Raw genomic sequence first — 17,233 nt, forward strand, 5'->3', positions numbered from 1 at the left:
GTTTACACCTAGCGCCCCAGATTTGATCGTAAGCGATGTTCTCAACCCACGGCGGTCCAGGGCATGAGATCGCTAACGGCGTTTGTTGGATGACCCTTAGCGAGCTTGGTGAGCGCCTCGGTCAGCCAGGTATGCGGGTTGATGCCGGCGATCTTGCAGTTTTCGACCAGCGTGGCGATGACCGCCCAGTTGTCGCCGCCCTCGCCAGAGCCTGCGAAGAGCGCGTTCTTGCGATTGAGAGCCAGCGGACGGATCGACCGCTCGACGGTGTGGGAATCCATCTCGACGCGGCCGTCATCGAGGAACAGTGACAGGCCGGGCCAGCGGGTGAGCGCGTAGCGGATGGCATCGGCGAGCTTGCTTTTGGCGCTGACCTGACGAAGTCGTGCCTCGAGGTAGATGTGCAGATCATCCACGATGACGCGTGCCTGTTCGGCGCGCACGGCGCGGCGGTGCTCTGCCGAGGTGCTGCGAACCTCGTCCTCGATTGCGTAGAGCATGGCGACCCGGCGCAGTACCTCGGTCGCGACCGGTGAGCTATCGGCCAACTCGTAGAATTTACGCCTCACATGTGCCCAGCAGAAAGCCAGGCTCACCTGCTGTCGGCGCTTGGCCAGGGCGGCATAGCCGCCAAAGCCATCGACCTGCAGGATGCCGGCGAAGTCGCCCAGATGTGTTTCCGCCCGCTCGCCCTTGCGGTCGGGTGCATAAACATAGGCCACCATGGGCGGACCATCACCACCCCACGGTCGATCGTCGCGGGCATAGGCCCAGAGCTGGCCGGTCTTGGTCCGGCCCCGACCTGGATCGAGCACCGGTGCGGTCGTCTCGTCAGCAAACAGCCGCTCGGATCGTCGCAATCGCTCCAGGATATGATCGCGCAAGGGGCGCAAATACCAGGCCGCCCGGCCCACCCAGTCCGCCAGGGTCGAGCGATCCAGCTGGATGCCCTGACGGGCGTAGATTTGCGCCTGACGGTAAAGCGGAAGGTGATCGGCACGACGTCGAGACGCTCGGCTACGTCCTCACCGATCTGGTGGAGCGCGCCGCGACAGCACGGGCATGCCTTATCTTCGATGTCGACGACCTGTTCGATCCGCTCCAGATGAGCAGGCAGCGAGCCCCGGTTGGCCTTGCGCGGGCGATCCGCAGGTGCCCTGTTTGCCTTGTCCAGGGCGTGCTGGGCCTCGGCGAGAGCGGTCTCGACCTCCTCAAGGGCAAGCTCGAACTGATCGGGGTCGAGCCGCTCGGAACGGCGGCCGAACCGGTGCCGTTGCAGGGCTTCGATGATCGCCTTCAGGCGCTCGACCTCGGCCTGGAAAAGTTTGAGCGCATCAAGCTCGCGGGCTTGTTTGAGTACGAGCGCGCGGAGCGCTTCGACGTCGCTGGGAAGGTCCGCTTCCATGAGCATGCAGGCAGTGAATCAGGAGCAGAACCCCGCGTCAACCGGCAATCTGCGGTGCAATCGGGCGGCGTCCACCATGCACCCGGCGCCAGTCCAGACCCTCGAGCAAGGCACCCAGTTGGGCTGCTGTCAGGCGCATCACGCCATCCTGGATCGCTGGCCACTTGAACCCGCCGGACTCCAGCCTCTTGTACCTCAGTCAGAAATGCAGGGATATCCCCGGCCTCGCCGCACCTTGTAACGGTGACCCATCCCTTTCATCCATATTCCGGACAGTGCGGCGTATGCATTGCGAAGCGCGGCAACCGGGCGGGCAAGCGGTGGCTGCTGCGATTTGATGACGCCCAGATCTGCTCCGTTCCGCCGCAATGGACCGATGCGGCAACTCTTGATTTGGAGGTTGTCGCGGGAGGCGGGCGCGCCCTGTGCGGCCTTACCGATCTGTTAGCGCTCAGCGAGCTGGTGGCCCAACTCATGTCTCAACGAACAGAGACGAGAGCGAAAAGGCGTAAGGGTAATTATGCCGCAAATGTAAAGGAAAAGACGCCGCAGATGCCATGGAGACTGCGCTGAGTGGCTGATTTATTTGCCATTTTTGGCCGAATCATATGCGTTCGCCGGCTTGACGATTTATTCATATGCGGCATATTGTATATTACAACGATTAAGCTAAGGTTGGAGGCTGCAGGTGCCGGACAGGATCGAGCACAAGCGATCAAAAGCGAATGTCCTGGCCGAGGAAGGCACCCTCAATCCGGCGCCGGAAAAGGTGAGCGATCCAAAATTCCAGGAGGGCGGCTTCTTCGATCCGCGCGACATCGTGCAAGTGAAATACGAGATGCTGCGGCGCGTGTCCGCCGACAAGATGTCGGTGACGGAGGCGTCCGACGAATATGGTGTCTCCCGCCCGACCTTCTATCAGGCCAGGGCAGACTTCGACGAAGCGGGTCTGAGCGGCCTGGTGCCGAGAAAACGCGGGCCACGCGGACCACACAAGCTCCAAGGCGATGTGCTGGCGTTCCTCAAGGAACAAGTCGTCCCAGGCGAACCGATCCGGGCGCGCGAGCTGACGGACCGTATCCGGACGAAGTTCGGCCTCGACGTCCACCCAAGAACTATCGAGCGGGCGCTCGGTGTAAAAAAAACTGCGTAGCCGGCACCGGCGCGCAACGGCACCCGGGGTTGGAGGGCCGGACCACAGAGCGATACGAAATCTTGCGCGCGGCGGCCCTCGGGACCGCTTTGCCCGTAGAGGCGCGCAGCGGCCTTACTATCCTTTTGCATCGCGGGACGTGGGCTTGGGTTCGCGCGATCTTGCATGCGCCTTGCCAAGCCTCATGCGCTGCCATGCCAGTTGTTGGCCTGCCAATCGCCGATGAGTCTTCCGAGAAGCGCACAGTCATCCACCTGCTCGCCGCCATGGTGATGGCGGAGCCTGAATGGAGGAGAACGGCATGAACGAAAACCTCAAGGTTCAATCGCATCATCTCGAACGGGGTGCCTACCTCTACATCCGACAGTCGTCGATGCGGCAGGTCATGGAGAACGTCGAAAGCACCAAGCGGCAATACGCCCTCCGTGGGAGGGCGACAGGACTGGGATGGCGTGACGACCAGATTATTGTCATCGACAGCGACCAAGGCGAATCCGGCGCTTCAGCGTCGTGGCGCGAGGGCTTCCAGCACCTTGTATCCGATGTTGGCATGGGACGCGCAGGGATCGTCATGGGCCTGGAGGTATCGCGGCTCGCGAGAAACAACGCGGACTGGCATCGATTGCTGGAAATCTGCGCCTTGGCCGACACGCTGATCCTCGATGAGGATGGCGTGTACGATCCGGCTAACTTCAACGATCGCCTGCTACTTGGCCTCAAGGGCACCATGAGCGAAGCCGAATTGCACGTCATCAAAGCCCGTTTACGCGGCGGAATCCTCAACAAGGTACGCCGCGGCGAATATCGTTGCCCGCTTCCAACCGGCTTCCTCTATGATGAGGCTGGCAACGTTGTCCTCGACCCTGACGCGCAGATCCGGGAGATGATCACTCACTTCTTCGAAACGTTCTCGCGGGTCGGATCGGCTTCCCAGACAGTCAAGGCGTTCGCCAGGGAAGGCCTGCTCTTCCCGTCTCGGGTACGCAATAGCAAGCAGGTGATCTTCCAACCGCTGACCGCATCGACCGCCATGCGAACGCTACACAATCCTCGCTATGCCGGCGTTTATGCCTATGGGCAGCGTCTTTATCGCCGGACCGTCGATGGGAAGAAACAGCTCCGCAAGCGTGATCCCAAGGAATGGCTTGCCTGCATCCCGGATGCCCACCCCGGCTACATCAGTTGGGATCAGTTCCAGCACAACCTCAGGGTCCTGGAATCCAATGGTCGAGGCTATCAGTCCGTTCGCGCCTCGCCGCCCCGCGAAGGCGCGGCCCTGCTGCAAGGGCGCGTTGTATGCGGACGTTGCGGAAGTCATATGAGAGCCCGCTACGCCGACCGGCGCGGCCAGGTGGACACCTGGTATCTGTGCAGTCGTGCTTCCGCTTCCCGCGGCGAGCCTCACTGTCAGTCGATCGCAGGGTGGCCCATTGACGCAGCAATTGGCGAATTGATCGCCGCGGAAATGACGCCCGCCGCCGTGGAGTTGGCGCTGGAAATCAGGAAAGAGATCGAGCGTCGCCATGGCGAAGCGGACGAGCTCCGGCTCCGCGCTGTCGAGCGTGCCCGGATCGATGCCGATCTGGCGCAGCGCCGCTTCATGCTGGTCGATCCGAACAACCGCCTGGTTGCCGACACATTGGAACGAGAATGGAACGACAAGCTGCGCTCGCTGACTGAGCTACAAGAAGACAGAGAGCGTGCTCTGCGCGAAGACCGCCTGAAGCTGGACGATGCGATCCACGATCGGTTAATCGCCATGACGACAGACTTCAAAACGGTCTGGTCCGACCCCACCCTGCCCAACCGTGAGCGCAAGCGGCTTCTGGCCTACCTTGTCGAGGACGTCACCCTGCTGAAGTTCCCCAGCGAGGGCGAAACCCGCGTCCACATCCGCTTCAGAGGCGGGAGGACCGAAACACTGACCACTCAAAACCCCAAATCTTCAGCCCAGCAGGTAAAGACCCGACCGGAGGTGGTGGGCCTGGTCGACACACTGCTCGACGATCACATCTGTGCCGAAATCAAGGACATCCTGAATGCAAAAGAGATCCGCCCTGGTGGCTCTGCCCGGCGTGACCAGACCAATGCGCAGTTTACCGACCTGCGCGTGATCTACCTCGTCAAACAATATGGTCTGCGCACTCGTTACGACCGGCTGCGCGACCGTGGTATGCTGACAAAAGCAGAAGCCTGCGCGAAACTCGGAATCTCAGAAAGCACCTTGGTCAGGTGGGCGAAGTACGGCATCGTCAAACGTCACTCCTACAATGGCTACATGAGCCTCTATGAACCCCCGGGCCCGCACGTCCCGGCCAAACAATGTAGCCGATGGAACCAACTCGCGCACCGGGCTGCCAGCGTCCGTCGGCTCAGCGAACAAAATGCAACGATCTCGATGGAAGGGCTGTAATGTGAAGCCAGTTAGTTGGCCATCTGGCACAGTCCGGTGCCGTCCCACCATACCAGCTTGATCCGGTCACTGCGCTTGGCGCGGAACACATAAATCACCCCCGAATACGGATCACCTCCGTACTCGGCGCCGACCAGCGCAGCCAGCGCGTCCGGGCCTTTGCGGAAATCCACCGGACGCGTTGCTACCATCACCCTGGTGCCTGGGCCGATCCCGAGCATCACGCGGCAGTCTCTTGAAGAGCTTGAATGATGGCCACGACCAGGTCAGTCCGGGCTGCCTGTCCGATCCGGACCACCGCTCCGCCGACTTCAACCTCAATGCCATCGTGAGAGCGCGGCTGCGACGACCCGCCCACGACTGGCACAAACATGGGCTCGTCGCGCGGGGCCAGCTTGGCGGCTTCCATGGCGTAACGCAGCTCCCTGCGCCATGTGTAAAGCAGCGCCGTGCTGACCTCCCGCTCACGAGCAAAAGCCGCGACATTATCGCTGCGCTCCATCTCCGAGACCAACGCGAGCTTCTGTTCCAGTGTCCAGACGCGACGGCGGCCTGCCATCCCCGCGAGAACCTCGATCCGCCGCACAGGCTTCAGAGGCACTCCAATGTCGGTGTCCAATGCGGTCGTAAGGCGGGGCTCTTCCATCCTCCCACTTCAACCACAGCCTTCGCGACAGGCAAGGTGGAGCCGGGACAACGCTTACCGATCATCGCGCACCCCCATGACATTTCCGCGCGTGACCGAGGTGTCAGCCTGATCAATCGTTAGCGGCGCGCGCGGGTCATATTCGGGATGTTCGCGCAGCCAGAGGCTACCGCCGTAGGCGGCAAGGTCGATTATCCCGACGAGCACGTGAGTACGGATGGGGGCGCGACTCAGCGCATGAACATGGAGGGCGTGGCCGAGAGCTGCGAAACCCTTTTGGCCGCGTCACGCTTCTCGAAGCGCTTCTTGGTGCACAGCCCCCCACGCCGGCGGCGATCAGGCCGACGGGACCGAGGAGGCGCAATGCCGACGTCGCCGCGACGCCCAGGATGGCGCCGCCGGTTCCATCTACGTCGCGCATGTGCTGGGCGACCTGACTAACTGCAATCGCACCGAGGATACTGCCGAACAAATATGATCTCCTTTGGAGAAGCAAAGGCCGGCGAGGGCGATGGTTCCGACCCTTGCTAAGGGTTCTTCTTCGCAGTGCCGTTGCCGACGTCGTCGCGCGGCTTGCCCTTCGACGTGCGCTGGGCGCTGGCGTTGGCGCCAGCAAGAACAGGCCCGCAGGCCGCCGACTTGGCATCGCCTGGATCGACGAAGGCGAGCAGCCCGGCCACCGGAGTCGCCACGATTGCAAGGCCGAGACCGGCACCCGCGTGGCCGACAAGTTGCGGGGTGATGACCTGCAGCTTAGGCTCGGCGAAATGCCCGCCCAGACCAACGGGCGACTGGCCGGAGAACAGGCTGATCTTCTTGCCGTCGGCGCGAAAGGCCATGTCTACCGCCTCGGTGCCGAAGCTGAAGCCGCCGCGCCCGGTGACGACGTTTTTGCTGGTATCGATCAGGATCGGATCGGCAACTGCCGTGCCGCTGCGGACGGTGAAGGCGAGCAGGCCGCAGTTCACCTCGATCGGTTTCTTGAGCTTGCCCTGGAACATCTTCTGCACGAACGTGCCAATATCAAGTTCGGCGAGTTGCGCGTTTTTCGTCCACAAGGTGCCTTGCGGCATTACGAACGCGATCCGACCGGACGAGCTTGCCAGGGAATCGTGGACCGTATCGCCTCTGCCTTCCAAATGGATACGTCCGCGGATCGTGCCGGTGGTGCCCGAGTCCGCCAGCCCATATCCGGCGAGCAGCCGTCCCATCGGCGTGGTTGCAAGCCGGATGTCGTAGCGTATTGCCGACGGCCGCTGGCGGGTGTCGAATATCAGGTCCGAGGCCACATCGCCGCGCGCCATCGAGAACGTGAGCGGCGATAGCGCGAGGCGCCCCTTGTCGAGCGACAACTTGAGCGCGATGTTTGAAACGGGCACGTTCTTCGAGCGCACGATAGCGATCTTCCAGTCGACCCCCGCGTCGAAGCGCTGCATCATCGCAACCGGCAGTGCGGCATCGGGAAGGATACGGCGCGCGCCGGCACCTGTGGCGGCGGCAGCGGCTACCGCACCCTTTGAAGCGACGACGTCCGGATTGTAGCCGATGAACGGGGCCGCATCGATGATGTCGAGCCGCCGGGTCACGAGCGACGCGTCCATTCGCAGCCGCGCTGCGTTGGTCACGGTGAAGCTGCCGGACAAGTCCGACTGGCCGAAGGTGCCGTTCATTCCGGTGAAGCGATAAGTCTGTGCCTGCTTCACCATCTGCGCCTTGAGCGCATAGCGGCGCGTCTGCGGGATCGCGACGTCAATGACGGCCAGCAGATCCGACAAGTCACGACCTTGCGCCGCCACCTTCAGCGGGACGCCTTCGAATTCCGTCAAGCCGGGCAGGGTGCCCGAAACGTCGATCACGCTGTGAGCGGCCCAGGCGCGCGCTTGGAGTCGGTTTTCCCCGCCAGCAACACTGGCATCCGGGGACAGCAACTGCGCCGAAAGGCGGAACGGCGTGGTGCGGAACGTTCCGTCACCCTTCAGCCCGACCGCCTTGCCGATGCGGGTGTCGGTCGCCGCGATCGGATCGATAGTGAGATTCGCGAGCAGGGGCATCTGCGGATCGACATAATGGACCTGCGTGCCGGTGATGTCGGCTTGGTCGATGCGCGGCATCTGGAAGGGCTTGCCTTCGCCGCCTTGCGAAAACGTCCAGGTGTTGCGCTTGTGAGCACCGTCCCATTCGAGATTGGCAACGCCCCGGTCGAGTGCCAGGGAATAGACATGCCGCCGACCGAACAGCAGCGATAGCGGTGCGATCCGCGCTTCAATTCGCTGCACCGCGAACAGGGCGCGGCCCTTGGCCCATGGCGGGTTTGAGACGGCCAGTCGTTCGGCAAGGAACTTGATGCGCAGCGGCGCGAAATAGAGCTGGAAGTCTCCGCCGACCTTTACCTCGCGGTCGCTCAGCGTACCGGCAATATTCTCGAAGGGATGCTTGAGGAACCGCCCCTTGGTGATGAACAGCACCAGCCATACAGCGAAGATCGCGCCGACCACGATCAGCAGCACGTTGCGAACGATGTGGCTGCTCCGCCGCCGGACGGATGGCGTTGGCGCAGGCGAATCCGAGGCGACTGGCGTTTCCATGGCCTATCATCGTCTGAGAAAGGGATTTGGTTGCCGGTTCACTTTGGTCAGATCTCCGGAAGCCGCTGCTCGGCAAAGCCCCAGCCATGCAGTCGTTCGGACCGCCTGATCAGCTCCGCAGCATCGCCAATCGAGAAGGGATGCGCAGTCTTCATCCCGTCCAGTTCATCCCAGCTCACCGGCACCGCGACCGGAGCCCTGTCGCGTGATCGTGCGGAGTAGGGCAGCACGGCGGTCGCTCCGCGCTGGTTGCGCAGCCAGTCGATGAAGATGCGGCCCTTGCGCCTGGCCTTGCTCATCGTCGCGACGTAGCGGTCCGGCTCGGCAAGGCTCATGGCTTCGGCGAAGCGGCGGGCGAAGTCCTTGTGGGTGTCCCAGTCGTGCCCGCGCTTGAGCGGCACGACGACATGGACGCCCTTGCCGCCGGACAGCATTGCGAAGGTCACCAGGCCAAGGTCCGCGAGCCGGGCACGGATGTCGCCGGCGGCTCGGATGCATTCCTTGAAATCCAATCCCTCGTCGGGGTCGAGGTCGAAGATCATGCGGTCGGGACGTTCAACGTCGTCGACCCTTGCCGCCCAGCCGTGGAATTCGATCGTGCCCATCTGCACGCAGGAGAGAAGGCCCTCTGCGTCATTGAGATAGAGGTAGTCCTCCGCGCCGCCGTCCTTTTCGCGGATCGGCACGTGATGGACGTGTTCGCCGAACGTGCCGCTGTCGTGCTTCTGGAAGAAGCATTTCTTCGCCCGGCCTTGCGGGCAACGGACGAGACTGATCGGCCGGTTCGTCACGAACGGCAGCATCAGCGGCGCGACGGCGGCGTAGTAATCCGCAAGGTCGCCCTTGGAGTTGCCGCTTTCGGGGAAGATCACGCGCTCGCGGTTGCTGATCTTCACGGCAATCTCCGCCCGTGGCGGGGCCTGCGCTTTCTCCGGCGTGACAGCCCGAGCCTTCTTGTCAATCCTGAGGCCCAAAAAGCTGCCATGACGCACGCGGCCTTCGCCGGTCAGTTCGGCGAAGGCCACTTCCGCCACCAGTTTCGGGGTGACCCAGCTTGCGCCGCGTGCCTCTGCCTTATCGACGCTCAGCGGCGGGGTCTTGCGCGCCAGCTTTTCAAGCCTTGTCGCCATGTCGGCAAGACCCTCCGCGTCGAAGCCGGTGCCCACCTTGCCGCGATAGATAAGGGTCTTGTCCTCGTACTGCCCCAGCAGCAGCGAGGAGAATGGCCGGCCCTTTGCGCTCGACTTCGCCCATCCCACGATGACGAACTCCTGCCGCCGGGTGCACTTGACCTTGACCCAGTCTTTCGTGCGGCGGCCCCGGTAGGGTGCATCGATGCGCTTGGCGATGATCCCTTCCTGCCCGGCGCCGCACATCGCATCGTAGAGCGTCTCGCCAGCGCCGATCACGTGGTCGGCGACGAAGATGGGCGGCACGGCATCAGCCAGCAGCGCCTCCAGCCGTTCCTTGCGCTCGATGTTGGGCATCGCCGCCAGATTCTCGCCATCAAGTTCGAGGAGATCGAAGGCGTGGAATTCCAAGGGCTGGTCTTCGCCCTGGCTACCCTTGCCGCGCTTGAGTACGGCCTGGAGGCTGGAGAAATCGGGATTGCCGTCCGTGCCCCGGGCGATGAGCTCCCCATCGATCAGGCAGGGCGGCAGGTCGAGCGCGGCGATATGCGCGGCCAACGGGCCGAACTTATCCGTCCAGTCGAGGCCGCTGCGGGTATGGACCACGACCTTGCCCCCCGCCGCCGCGACGAGCGCGCGGTAGCCGTCGAACTTTATCTCATGCATCCACAGGTTGCCGGTGGGCACGGTGTCGACCAGAGTGGCGAACTGGACGGGACGGAACTTCGGCAGCTTGCCCGCGCCTTTGCGGGAGCGGTTCTTGTGCCGCGCATTGCGAGAGGCGGCCTTCTCCATGACCTGCGCAAAGGCATCGCCCTTCTTGCCCTTCAGCGAGTGGGTGCCGCCCTTGTCGGCTTCGATCTCGGCCATGGTGCGGCCGGTGAGCACACTGGTGAGGCCCTGTTCGACGAGTGCATCACCCGTCTGCGCATGGGCATCCTTCACCTTGCGCAGCAACCAGTTCTCGCGCTTCTCGCCGGGTCTGGGCTTCATGCGCACGAGCAGCCATTCGCCCTTCATCCGCTCGCCATCGAGAGTGAAGTGGAGGTGGCCGTCCTCGATGTCCTTCGCGCTCTTGCCCGCGATCGGCGCCCAGGTGCCCCGGTCCCAGAGCATCACCGTACCGCCGCCGTATTCGCCCTTGGGGATGCCGCCCTCGAATTCGCCGTAGGACAGGGGGTGGTCCTCGGTGCGCACGGCAAGGCGCTTGTCGTCGGGATCGGCGCTCGGTCCCCGGGTCACCGCCCAGGACTTGAGCACACCATCGACGTCGAGTCGGAAATCCCAATGCAGCCGCCGCGCCGCATGCTTCTGCACGATGAAGGCGTTGCCGCCGGTCTTGCTTCGCTTGCCCGCAGGTTCGGCGGTCTTCGCGAAGTCGCGCTTGCGGTTGTATTCGGCGAGAAGGTCGGCGCCGGGGGCGCCGGCCTTGCCGCTACGCCCGCTTGCGGGCACGGCTGCCACCCGAGGGCGATGCCTTCTTCGCCGCAGGCTTGCGCGTTGACGAGGCTGACTTGCCGCCGGCCTTGCCGTCCCCGACCGACTTCTTGAGCGCCGCCATCAGATCGATGACGTTGCCCTTGCCGCTTGCCGGTTCCTCAACATCCTCCAGAATGCGCTTGTTGCTCTTCGACTTGGCCTTCTTGTCGATCAGGCGGTGGAGCGCATCGACATAGCGGTCGTGGAATTCGGCGGGCTTGAACGGTGCGGTCTTCTTGTCGATCAGCGTCGTGGCGAGGTCGAGCAGGTCGGCGTCGGGCTTCGCATCCTCGATGTCGCGGAAGTAGCCTTGCGCCTTGTGGACCTCGTCGGCGTAGCGCAGCACTTCCATCACCAGGCCCCGCCCGCAAGGCTTGATCGACACCAGTTGCTCGCGCCCGCGCACCGCCAGTTGCCCAAGGCCGACCTTGCGCGTCTTGCGCAGCGCCTCGCGCAGGACGGTGTACGCTTCCTCTGCCAGATCGTCGGCTGGGATGACGAAATAGGGCTTCTCGTAATAGAGCACATCGATCTCATCGGCATCGACGAACTGGACGAGTTCGAGCGTCTTGCGGCTCTCGATCTTGACCGCCTCGATCTCCTCCTCGTCGAGCAGGACGTAGCTGCCCTTGGAAACCTCGAAGCCCTTGATAATCTCGTCGCGGTCCACCGGGCCGACGCCGGGCGCGACTTTCTCGTAGCGGATGCGCTTGCCGCTCGGCTCATGGATCTGATGAAAGGAAATCGCCGCGCCCGATCGCGTCGCCGGGTAGACCTCGATCGGGATCGAGACGAGCGCCAGTCGGATCTGGCCTTTCCAGTATGCGCGTGCGGGCATGGGCGGTTCCTTCCTCGGCATCACAAGCCGGATCAGGGCATGGTTGTTCCCGTCGCAGTCTGGCCGGTGGGAGCAGCGAGGCTTTCGGCCAGATCATCGAGCGCCTCCTCGGGTATGCGCCGGGCGATTACGGCCATCGGGTCCTGCGGCTTGTGAGCGTCGATGACCGTGTCTTCGCCTCGCCACTGGCGCAGGCGTTCGGCCAGGTACGCGGCTCGCTGGCCGGTGATGACAGGGGCTGCCTTGCCGGGGGCGTGGCACTGCGCGCAGGCTGGCAGTTGCGCTTCGGGAAGGCCTTTCGCGACTATGGCGTGCCGGTCTGTAACGGGGCCGTGAGACAGGCCGGGCAGGCGCGCGTAATAGGTGACCGCAGCTTTCATTTGCGCCTCGTCGAGCCCGGCCGCGGCTGTCTGCATGACCGCGCTGGCCCGCTTGCCGGATTTGTAGGCCTGCAGCGCGCGCAGCATGTAGGCGGCATCCTGTCCGGCGATGATCGGGATGTCGGGCTGGGCGCGTCCTTTGCCGTCGACGCCGTGGCAGCCCGCGCACTGGGGCAAGGGAGCGCCTGCGATCGGCCGAGTGAGCGCGCGGTATTGCCGCGGTGTCATCGTCGGCAGGCGGCGCACGAAGCCGACCATGCGGCGGATTTCGTCGGCGCGGCTCTTTCCTGCCCATGCGGGCATGCCGGTGAACTTGACGCCGTGGCGGATGATCCAGAACAGTTCGCGATCGGTGTAGTGGCCCGCCGTCTTGGCAAGGTTCGGCGCTGGCGGAGTGGCGGCCTGCATGACCGGGGAGGGCTCTTCCCCCGGCGCGCCGTGGCATACCTGGCAGGACTGGCGGAAATGCCCTGCCGCGCTGACGAGGCCCGTATCGTCACGGATGACCTTGGGCGTTTGCACGGCGCTGTAGGTGCGCGCGGAATTCTGCATCGTCCAGTGCAGGAACCAGTCGGTGATCTTCCAGTGCCCGGTGGAGGCAGCGACGGGCACCAGCCCTGCCGCCGCCGCGCCCAGCCCCAGCGTGAGTGCTGCGCTGAGGGCAAGCACCACACGCCCGGTCGTGATTTTCACCATCATGTCGCGGTGCTCCGGTCTTCTCGCAGCAGGGTCGCAAGCAGGCCCAGCCCGCCGATCAGGTAACTGGCGCCGCCGATCACCAGCATCACCACGCCGCCAAGTTGCTGGTCGCCGAGCGGATCAAGCCCGTGGCCATGGTGCATCCCGTGATAGAGCGGACGCGGCGCAAGGCCAATGAGGACGCCCAGCAGGGTCATGTGCATGGACGTAAGCAGCAGGGCGCCGATCCCGCTTGCTCGGGCCGGGGGGTGGATGGCCGCGCTCCACAGCAAAAAACCGGCCGCAAGAAAGCTCGCCTGCTCGATCACGGCTATAAGGGCGTGACTATCGGCGGCGGCGCGCAAAGCGGGCAGATGCCAGCCCCAGACGGTCAGCAGTTCCAGCAACATCATGACCATCGGTGTGACGATCCGCGGCCAGCGCCTTGCCGGATCGGCAATGGTGCCCCGTGCGGCATAGGCCAGCAGCGGCGCGGCCACGGCCACGGCGATCATGTGTCCCGCCATGTGTCCAGTCATGCCCAGCGGCAGCGGCGACAGCGCCCAGCCGATCGGGACCAGAAGCAATCCGACAACCAGTGCGGCGCGCTTCACCGGCAGTCTCCGATAAAGACGACGGGCAGGGCGGTGAACAGCACCGACACGAAGCTGAGGCCCGCCAGCAGCAGCGTCGATTTGGCCAGGAACCGCAGGCGGTCGACCTCGGTGCCCTCGTCATGCGGGGGCGGATCACCGACGGTGCGCTGCTGTTTCCACGCGATCCAGCCAGACAGCGCGATCACCGCCAGCGCCAATACGGTGCCGAGGGCGAACAGGACCGGGAACTTCGCGAAGGCGCCGTCCTTGGCGCAGGATATCGCCGCCCACAGGTAGGCGAAGAGGAAATGGCCCGCCCATACCGCAGGCGGCACGATGAGAGTCCAGAGCGTGACCTTGAGCCGCTCATGCCACTTGCGCCGCTCACTCATCACGCGAGCTCCGGAAACAGGCCGATAGTGAGGTACGTGACCGCCACCGTCAGCGCGAGGAAGTGCATGTAGACGGTGACGTTGCGGATATCGGCGTCGTGCGCGGGCGTCATCTTCCCGGCAAGGCTGCGCGCAAGGACGTAGGCCAGCATGATCGCGGCGACGCCGCAGTGCGCCGTCGTCCAGATCGCCAGCGTCCAGACGATGGCTGGATAGCTGTGCATCTGCGGGTCCATTCCTGAGAGCCAGGGTCCGGCAAGACCTGCGTAGATACCGGCAAGACTGGCCGCGATGCCCACCAGTACCAGTACGCGGGCGAGCGCGATCTTGCCGCACGCGTGAACTTCGCGTGCGCCCACCGTCGCCAGCCAGCTTGCGAGCCCGACTGCCAGAGCCACCATCGGCCACCAGACGCCCGGTCCGTCCGCCATCGCCATCGGCGGGAAGTCCTCGTGCCGGGTCCAGAAAAAGTAGTAGCCGAAGACGAGGCCGGAGAACGCCGTCGCATCGGCCATCATGGTGATGAACATCGCCCACCACCCCGGCGCCGCGTCGCCCGAGATGTAGAGCGGCAGTTCCAGCCCGTGGCCGATCGGCTTGCGGGGCTTCTCCGGAATCTCCGCCGTGCCGGTCCACAGCCATGTCAGCACCAGCGCCAGCGTCAGCATGCCCGAGGCGAGCGCGGCCCAGTAGAAGTGGTAGGTCGTCAGGATGAACACCCCGCCCAGCGCAACCGCCGTCAGCATCGGCAGCCAGCTCGGCCCGCCGAGACGGATCACTGACACCGGGCGGGCATCGAGCACCGAGGTCACGATCGTCTCGCGCCGGCCTTCCTCGGCGTCGGGCAGAAAGTAGCGGCCTTCGTCCACCTTGCGCACGAAGTCCTCCTGATCCCAGATCGGATAGCGGCTCTCGATCAGTGGGATCGAGCGGATGCCCCAGTTCTCGTCATCGGGATGGGCCAGCCACTCCAGCGTGCCCGCAGCCCATGGATTGCGCGGGGCCTTCTGCCGCCATGGCGAGCGGTACAAGTCCAGCACGATGACCGCCACACCCGCCGCGATCACGAACGAGCCGATGGTGGAGGCAAGATTGAGGCCGCCGAGGCCAAGCTCCTCCGGATAGGTGAAGACGCGGCGCGGCATTCCCTCGAGCCCCGACAGGTGCATCGGGAAGAAGCACATGTTGGCGCCCACGAAGATGAGCCAGAACGCGGTGCGCCCCAGTCGGTCCGACAGCTTCTTGCCCGTCACCAGCGGCCAATAGTAGTAGAGCCCTGCGAACAGCGGCATCAGCGTGCCGCCGATCAGCACGTAATGCAGGTGGGCGACGACGAAGTATGTGTCGTGCGCCTGCCAGTCGAACGGGGCGACGGCCACCATTACCCCGGTCAGCCCGCCGATGACGAAGATCGCCAAGCTCCCCGCCGCGTAGAGCAGCGGCGTCGACCAGACCACACGCCCCGCCCAGAGCGTCACGATGAACACGAAGATCTGCACCGCCGTCGGGATCGCCACGGCCTCCGACGCGGCGGAGAAGAACGCGAGGCTGATCTTGGGCAGCCCGGTCGCGAACATGTGATGGACCCAGAGCCCAAACGAAAGGAACGCGGTGCCCACCGCCGCCAGCACGATCCACGGATAGCCCAGTAGGTGCCGACGCGCGAATGTCGGCACCAGCATCGCGAACAGGGCGATCGAGGGTAGGAAGACGATGTAGACCTCCGGATGGCCGAAGATCCAGAACAGGTGTTGCCATAGCAGCGGATCGCCGCCGCGCGAGGCGTCGAAGAACGGCCAGTCGAGCAGGCGCTCCATCTCGAACAGCACGTCGCCTGCGATCAGCGGCGGGAAGGCGAACAGGATCATCACCGCGACGACGAGGATGTACCAGGCATAGAGCGGCATCAGGTTGAGCCGCATCCCCGGCGGGCGGCATTTCAGGACGCCGACGATCAGTTCGACGGCGGCGGCGACGGAGGACACCTCGATGAAGGACAGCCCCAGCATCCAGATATCTGCGCCGAGGCCGGACAGGTCCGTGCGCGTGGTCAGCGGCGGGTACATGAACCACCCGCCATCGGGCGCAGCATCGAAGAAGATCGAGCCCGATACGAACACCCCGCCGATCAGGAACGACCAGTATCCGAAAGCGGACAGGCGCGGAAAGGGCAGGTCGCGCGCGCCCAGCAATTGCGGCAGCAGGATGATCGACACCGCCTCGAACATCGGTACGGCGAAGAGGAACATCATCACCGAGCCGTGCAGCGTGAACAGCTGGTTGAACGTCCCTGCTTCCACCAGATCGTTGTCCGGCACCGCCAGCTGCATGCGTATGATGAGCGCGAGCACGCCCGCGAACAGCATGAAACCGAACGCGGTCAGGACGTACCACACGCCGACTTGGTTGTTGTTGGTGTCCGTCCAGCGCAGGAACAGTCCCTTGGGCGGTTCCCAGACCTTGCGGAGCCGCACTTCCTGCGCCTCGCGCAGCGCGATGTCGTCCTGATCGTGCAGGCTCATCGTCCCGCCTCCTTCAGCCAGCGGGCGATTGCGCGTGCGTCTGCCTCCGGCATCGCGGCGTAGGAGGGCATGCGGGCTCCCGGCTTTGACTTGTGCGGATCGCGGATGAAGGCGGCGGTGTTCTCCACGGTGGGGGCAAGGATGCCAGCGCCCAGCGTGCGGCGTGTCCCGAAGTGGGTGAGGTCGGGGCCGATGCCCGATCCCCCGCTCTGGCCGCCGTTCAGGGAATGGCACGCATTGCAGCCACTGGCCGCGAACAGCGCCGCGCCGCGACCCTGCGTGCGAATGGGCGGCTCGCGACTGGTCGCCAGCCATGCGTCGAAGGCGGCGGGCTCCATCGCGATCACGTCGAACGCCATCAGCGCATGGCTGAGGCCGCAGAACTCCGCGCAGACGCCGCGATAGATGCCCGCCTTGTCGGCCTTGACGACGAGGTAGTTGGTGCGCCCCGGGATCATGTCCATCTTCCCCGCAAGGCCGGGGATCCAGAAGCTGTGGATCACGTCGGTCGCGGTCAGTTCGAACACGATAGTGCGGCCCACTGGAATGCGCACTTCGTTGGCGGAGATCAGGGGCGGCTGGCCCTGATGTTTGTAGCGCACCCGCCACCAGAACTGCTCGCCCTCGACATGCACGCGCAGGTTCTGCGCGGCGTCGGGGAGCGGACGCATCGCGGGCAGGGCCCAGACCAACAGTGCCGTCAGCACCACCGTCGGCACGATCGCGCCGAGCCAGAGCACCATGCGCATTCCGCCCGCGTGGTCCAGTCGCCCCTCCGGCGCGCGCACCGCGAGGACGAACACGGCTACCACGCCCAGCGCGATGATCACCGCGCCGATCACCAGCACCATGGTCATCGTCAGCGTTGAGCGTGCCTCCAGCCCGAACGGTGCGAGCGCGGACTGGTGGTTGTTGCACCCGGCCAGCAAAGCCGCGCAGACGATGATCGATTTGCGCAAGATGCCCCTTGTCCCGTGCTGTCCCCTGTGTGCGCCTGACAACGCGCGAGCGGGGCA

14 protein-coding genes and 1 pseudogene are annotated in these 17,233 nt (G+C 64.5%); 3 read left to right on the plus strand and 12 right to left on the minus strand.

The window, feature by feature from the left end; translation table 11 throughout:
• Positions 1 to 41 precede the first annotated feature (41 nt).
• Positions 42 to 1,411: pseudogene (gene tnpC / locus BES08_RS17845) on the minus strand (IS66 family transposase).
• A 31-nt stretch (positions 1,412 to 1,442) separates the two neighbouring features.
• Positions 1,443 to 1,547, minus strand: coding sequence for a hypothetical protein (locus tag BES08_RS34075; RefSeq protein ID WP_338043861.1), 105 nt, complete (start codon positions 1,545 to 1,547; stop codon positions 1,443 to 1,445).
• Between the two features lie 101 nt (positions 1,548 to 1,648).
• On the opposite strand from BES08_RS34075, the gene BES08_RS34725 reads away from it, so the two are divergent.
• From BES08_RS34725 to BES08_RS17855, 3 genes are all read left to right on the plus strand, one after another.
• Positions 1,649 to 1,978 (plus strand): DUF5372 family protein, encoded by a 330-nt coding sequence (locus BES08_RS34725; RefSeq protein WP_162177436.1) that lies wholly within the window; start codon positions 1,649 to 1,651, stop codon positions 1,976 to 1,978.
• Between the two features lie 115 nt (positions 1,979 to 2,093).
• Positions 2,094 to 2,558 carry a helix-turn-helix domain-containing protein gene (locus BES08_RS17850; RefSeq protein ID WP_036530605.1) on the plus strand — a complete coding sequence of 155 codons (465 nt, stop codon included), beginning with the start codon at positions 2,094 to 2,096 and terminating at the stop codon, positions 2,556 to 2,558.
• A 301-nt stretch (positions 2,559 to 2,859) separates the two neighbouring features.
• Positions 2,860 to 4,971, plus strand: coding sequence for a recombinase family protein (locus BES08_RS17855; RefSeq protein ID WP_069709558.1), 2,112 nt, complete (start codon positions 2,860 to 2,862; stop codon positions 4,969 to 4,971).
• Between the two features lie 11 nt (positions 4,972 to 4,982).
• Here BES08_RS17855 and tnpB read toward each other — a convergent pair whose 3' ends face one another.
• The 10 genes from tnpB to coxB form a co-directional block, all read right to left on the minus strand.
• On the minus strand, positions 4,983 to 5,162 hold the full coding sequence (gene tnpB, locus BES08_RS17860; RefSeq protein ID WP_162177437.1) for an IS66 family insertion sequence element accessory protein TnpB: 180 nt from the start codon (positions 5,160 to 5,162) through the stop codon (positions 4,983 to 4,985).
• Between the two features lie 29 nt (positions 5,163 to 5,191).
• Positions 5,192 to 5,617, minus strand: coding sequence for a transposase (locus BES08_RS17865; protein WP_036530607.1), 426 nt, complete (start codon positions 5,615 to 5,617; stop codon positions 5,192 to 5,194).
• A gap of 527 nt (positions 5,618 to 6,144) precedes the next feature.
• A complete protein-coding gene (locus BES08_RS17870) occupies positions 6,145 to 8,202 on the minus strand; it encodes an AsmA family protein (RefSeq protein WP_036530609.1) in 2,058 nt (685 codons plus the stop codon).
• Positions 8,203 to 8,249: 47 nt separating this feature from the next.
• The gene (gene ligD, locus BES08_RS17875; RefSeq protein ID WP_069709337.1) at positions 8,250 to 10,796 is read right to left on the minus strand and encodes a DNA ligase D; all 2,547 of its coding nucleotides are present in this window, start codon (positions 10,794 to 10,796) and stop codon (positions 8,250 to 8,252) included.
• Complete coding sequence (gene ku, locus BES08_RS17880; protein ID WP_008830544.1) at positions 10,768 to 11,649, minus strand: non-homologous end joining protein Ku; 882 nt, start codon at positions 11,647 to 11,649, stop codon at positions 10,768 to 10,770. Before ku ends, ligD begins: the two co-directional genes overlap by 29 nt.
• 32 nt (positions 11,650 to 11,681) lie before the next feature.
• Positions 11,682 to 12,728: a c-type cytochrome gene (locus tag BES08_RS17885; RefSeq protein ID WP_036530615.1), complete on the minus strand. Its 1,047-nt coding sequence runs from the start codon at positions 12,726 to 12,728 to the stop codon at positions 11,682 to 11,684.
• Positions 12,725 to 13,321 carry a cytochrome c oxidase assembly protein gene (locus BES08_RS17890; RefSeq protein WP_036530617.1) on the minus strand — a complete coding sequence of 199 codons (597 nt, stop codon included), beginning with the start codon at positions 13,319 to 13,321 and terminating at the stop codon, positions 12,725 to 12,727. Before BES08_RS17890 ends, BES08_RS17885 begins: the two co-directional genes overlap by 4 nt.
• Entirely contained in the window at positions 13,318 to 13,695 is a 378-nt protein-coding gene (locus tag BES08_RS17895; protein ID WP_036530620.1) for a hypothetical protein, read from the minus strand. Before BES08_RS17895 ends, BES08_RS17890 begins: the two co-directional genes overlap by 4 nt.
• Positions 13,695 to 16,217: a cytochrome c oxidase subunit I gene (ctaD, locus tag BES08_RS17900; RefSeq protein WP_036530622.1), complete on the minus strand. Its 2,523-nt coding sequence runs from the start codon at positions 16,215 to 16,217 to the stop codon at positions 13,695 to 13,697. Before ctaD ends, BES08_RS17895 begins: the two co-directional genes overlap by 1 nt.
• On the minus strand, positions 16,214 to 17,176 hold the full coding sequence (gene coxB / locus BES08_RS17905) for a cytochrome c oxidase subunit II (protein WP_051587221.1): 963 nt from the start codon (positions 17,174 to 17,176) through the stop codon (positions 16,214 to 16,216). Before coxB ends, ctaD begins: the two co-directional genes overlap by 4 nt.
• Positions 17,177 to 17,233: the final 57 nt, after the last annotated feature.

Origin of the sequence: Novosphingobium resinovorum (assembly GCF_001742225.1) — a bacterium.
GTDB lineage: Bacteria > Pseudomonadota > Alphaproteobacteria > Sphingomonadales > Sphingomonadaceae > Novosphingobium > Novosphingobium resinovorum_A.

Coding starts and splice junctions, on each gene's coding strand:
- BES08_RS17855 (WP_069709558.1), top strand. CDS start 2,860: ATGAACGAAAACCTCAAGGTTCAATCGCATCATCTCGAACGGGGTGCC.
- tnpB (WP_162177437.1), bottom strand. CDS start 5,162: ATGGTAGCAACGCGTCCGGTGGATTTCCGCAAAGGCCCGGACGCGCTG.
- BES08_RS17865 (WP_036530607.1), bottom strand. CDS start 5,617: ATGGAAGAGCCCCGCCTTACGACCGCATTGGACACCGACATTGGAGTG.
- BES08_RS17870 (WP_036530609.1), bottom strand. CDS start 8,202: ATGGAAACGCCAGTCGCCTCGGATTCGCCTGCGCCAACGCCATCCGTC.
- ku (WP_008830544.1), bottom strand. CDS start 11,649: ATGCCCGCACGCGCATACTGGAAAGGCCAGATCCGACTGGCGCTCGTC.
- BES08_RS17885 (WP_036530615.1), bottom strand. CDS start 12,728: ATGATGGTGAAAATCACGACCGGGCGTGTGGTGCTTGCCCTCAGCGCA.
- BES08_RS17895 (WP_036530620.1), bottom strand. CDS start 13,695: ATGAGTGAGCGGCGCAAGTGGCATGAGCGGCTCAAGGTCACGCTCTGG.
- ctaD (WP_036530622.1), bottom strand. CDS start 16,217: ATGAGCCTGCACGATCAGGACGACATCGCGCTGCGCGAGGCGCAGGAA.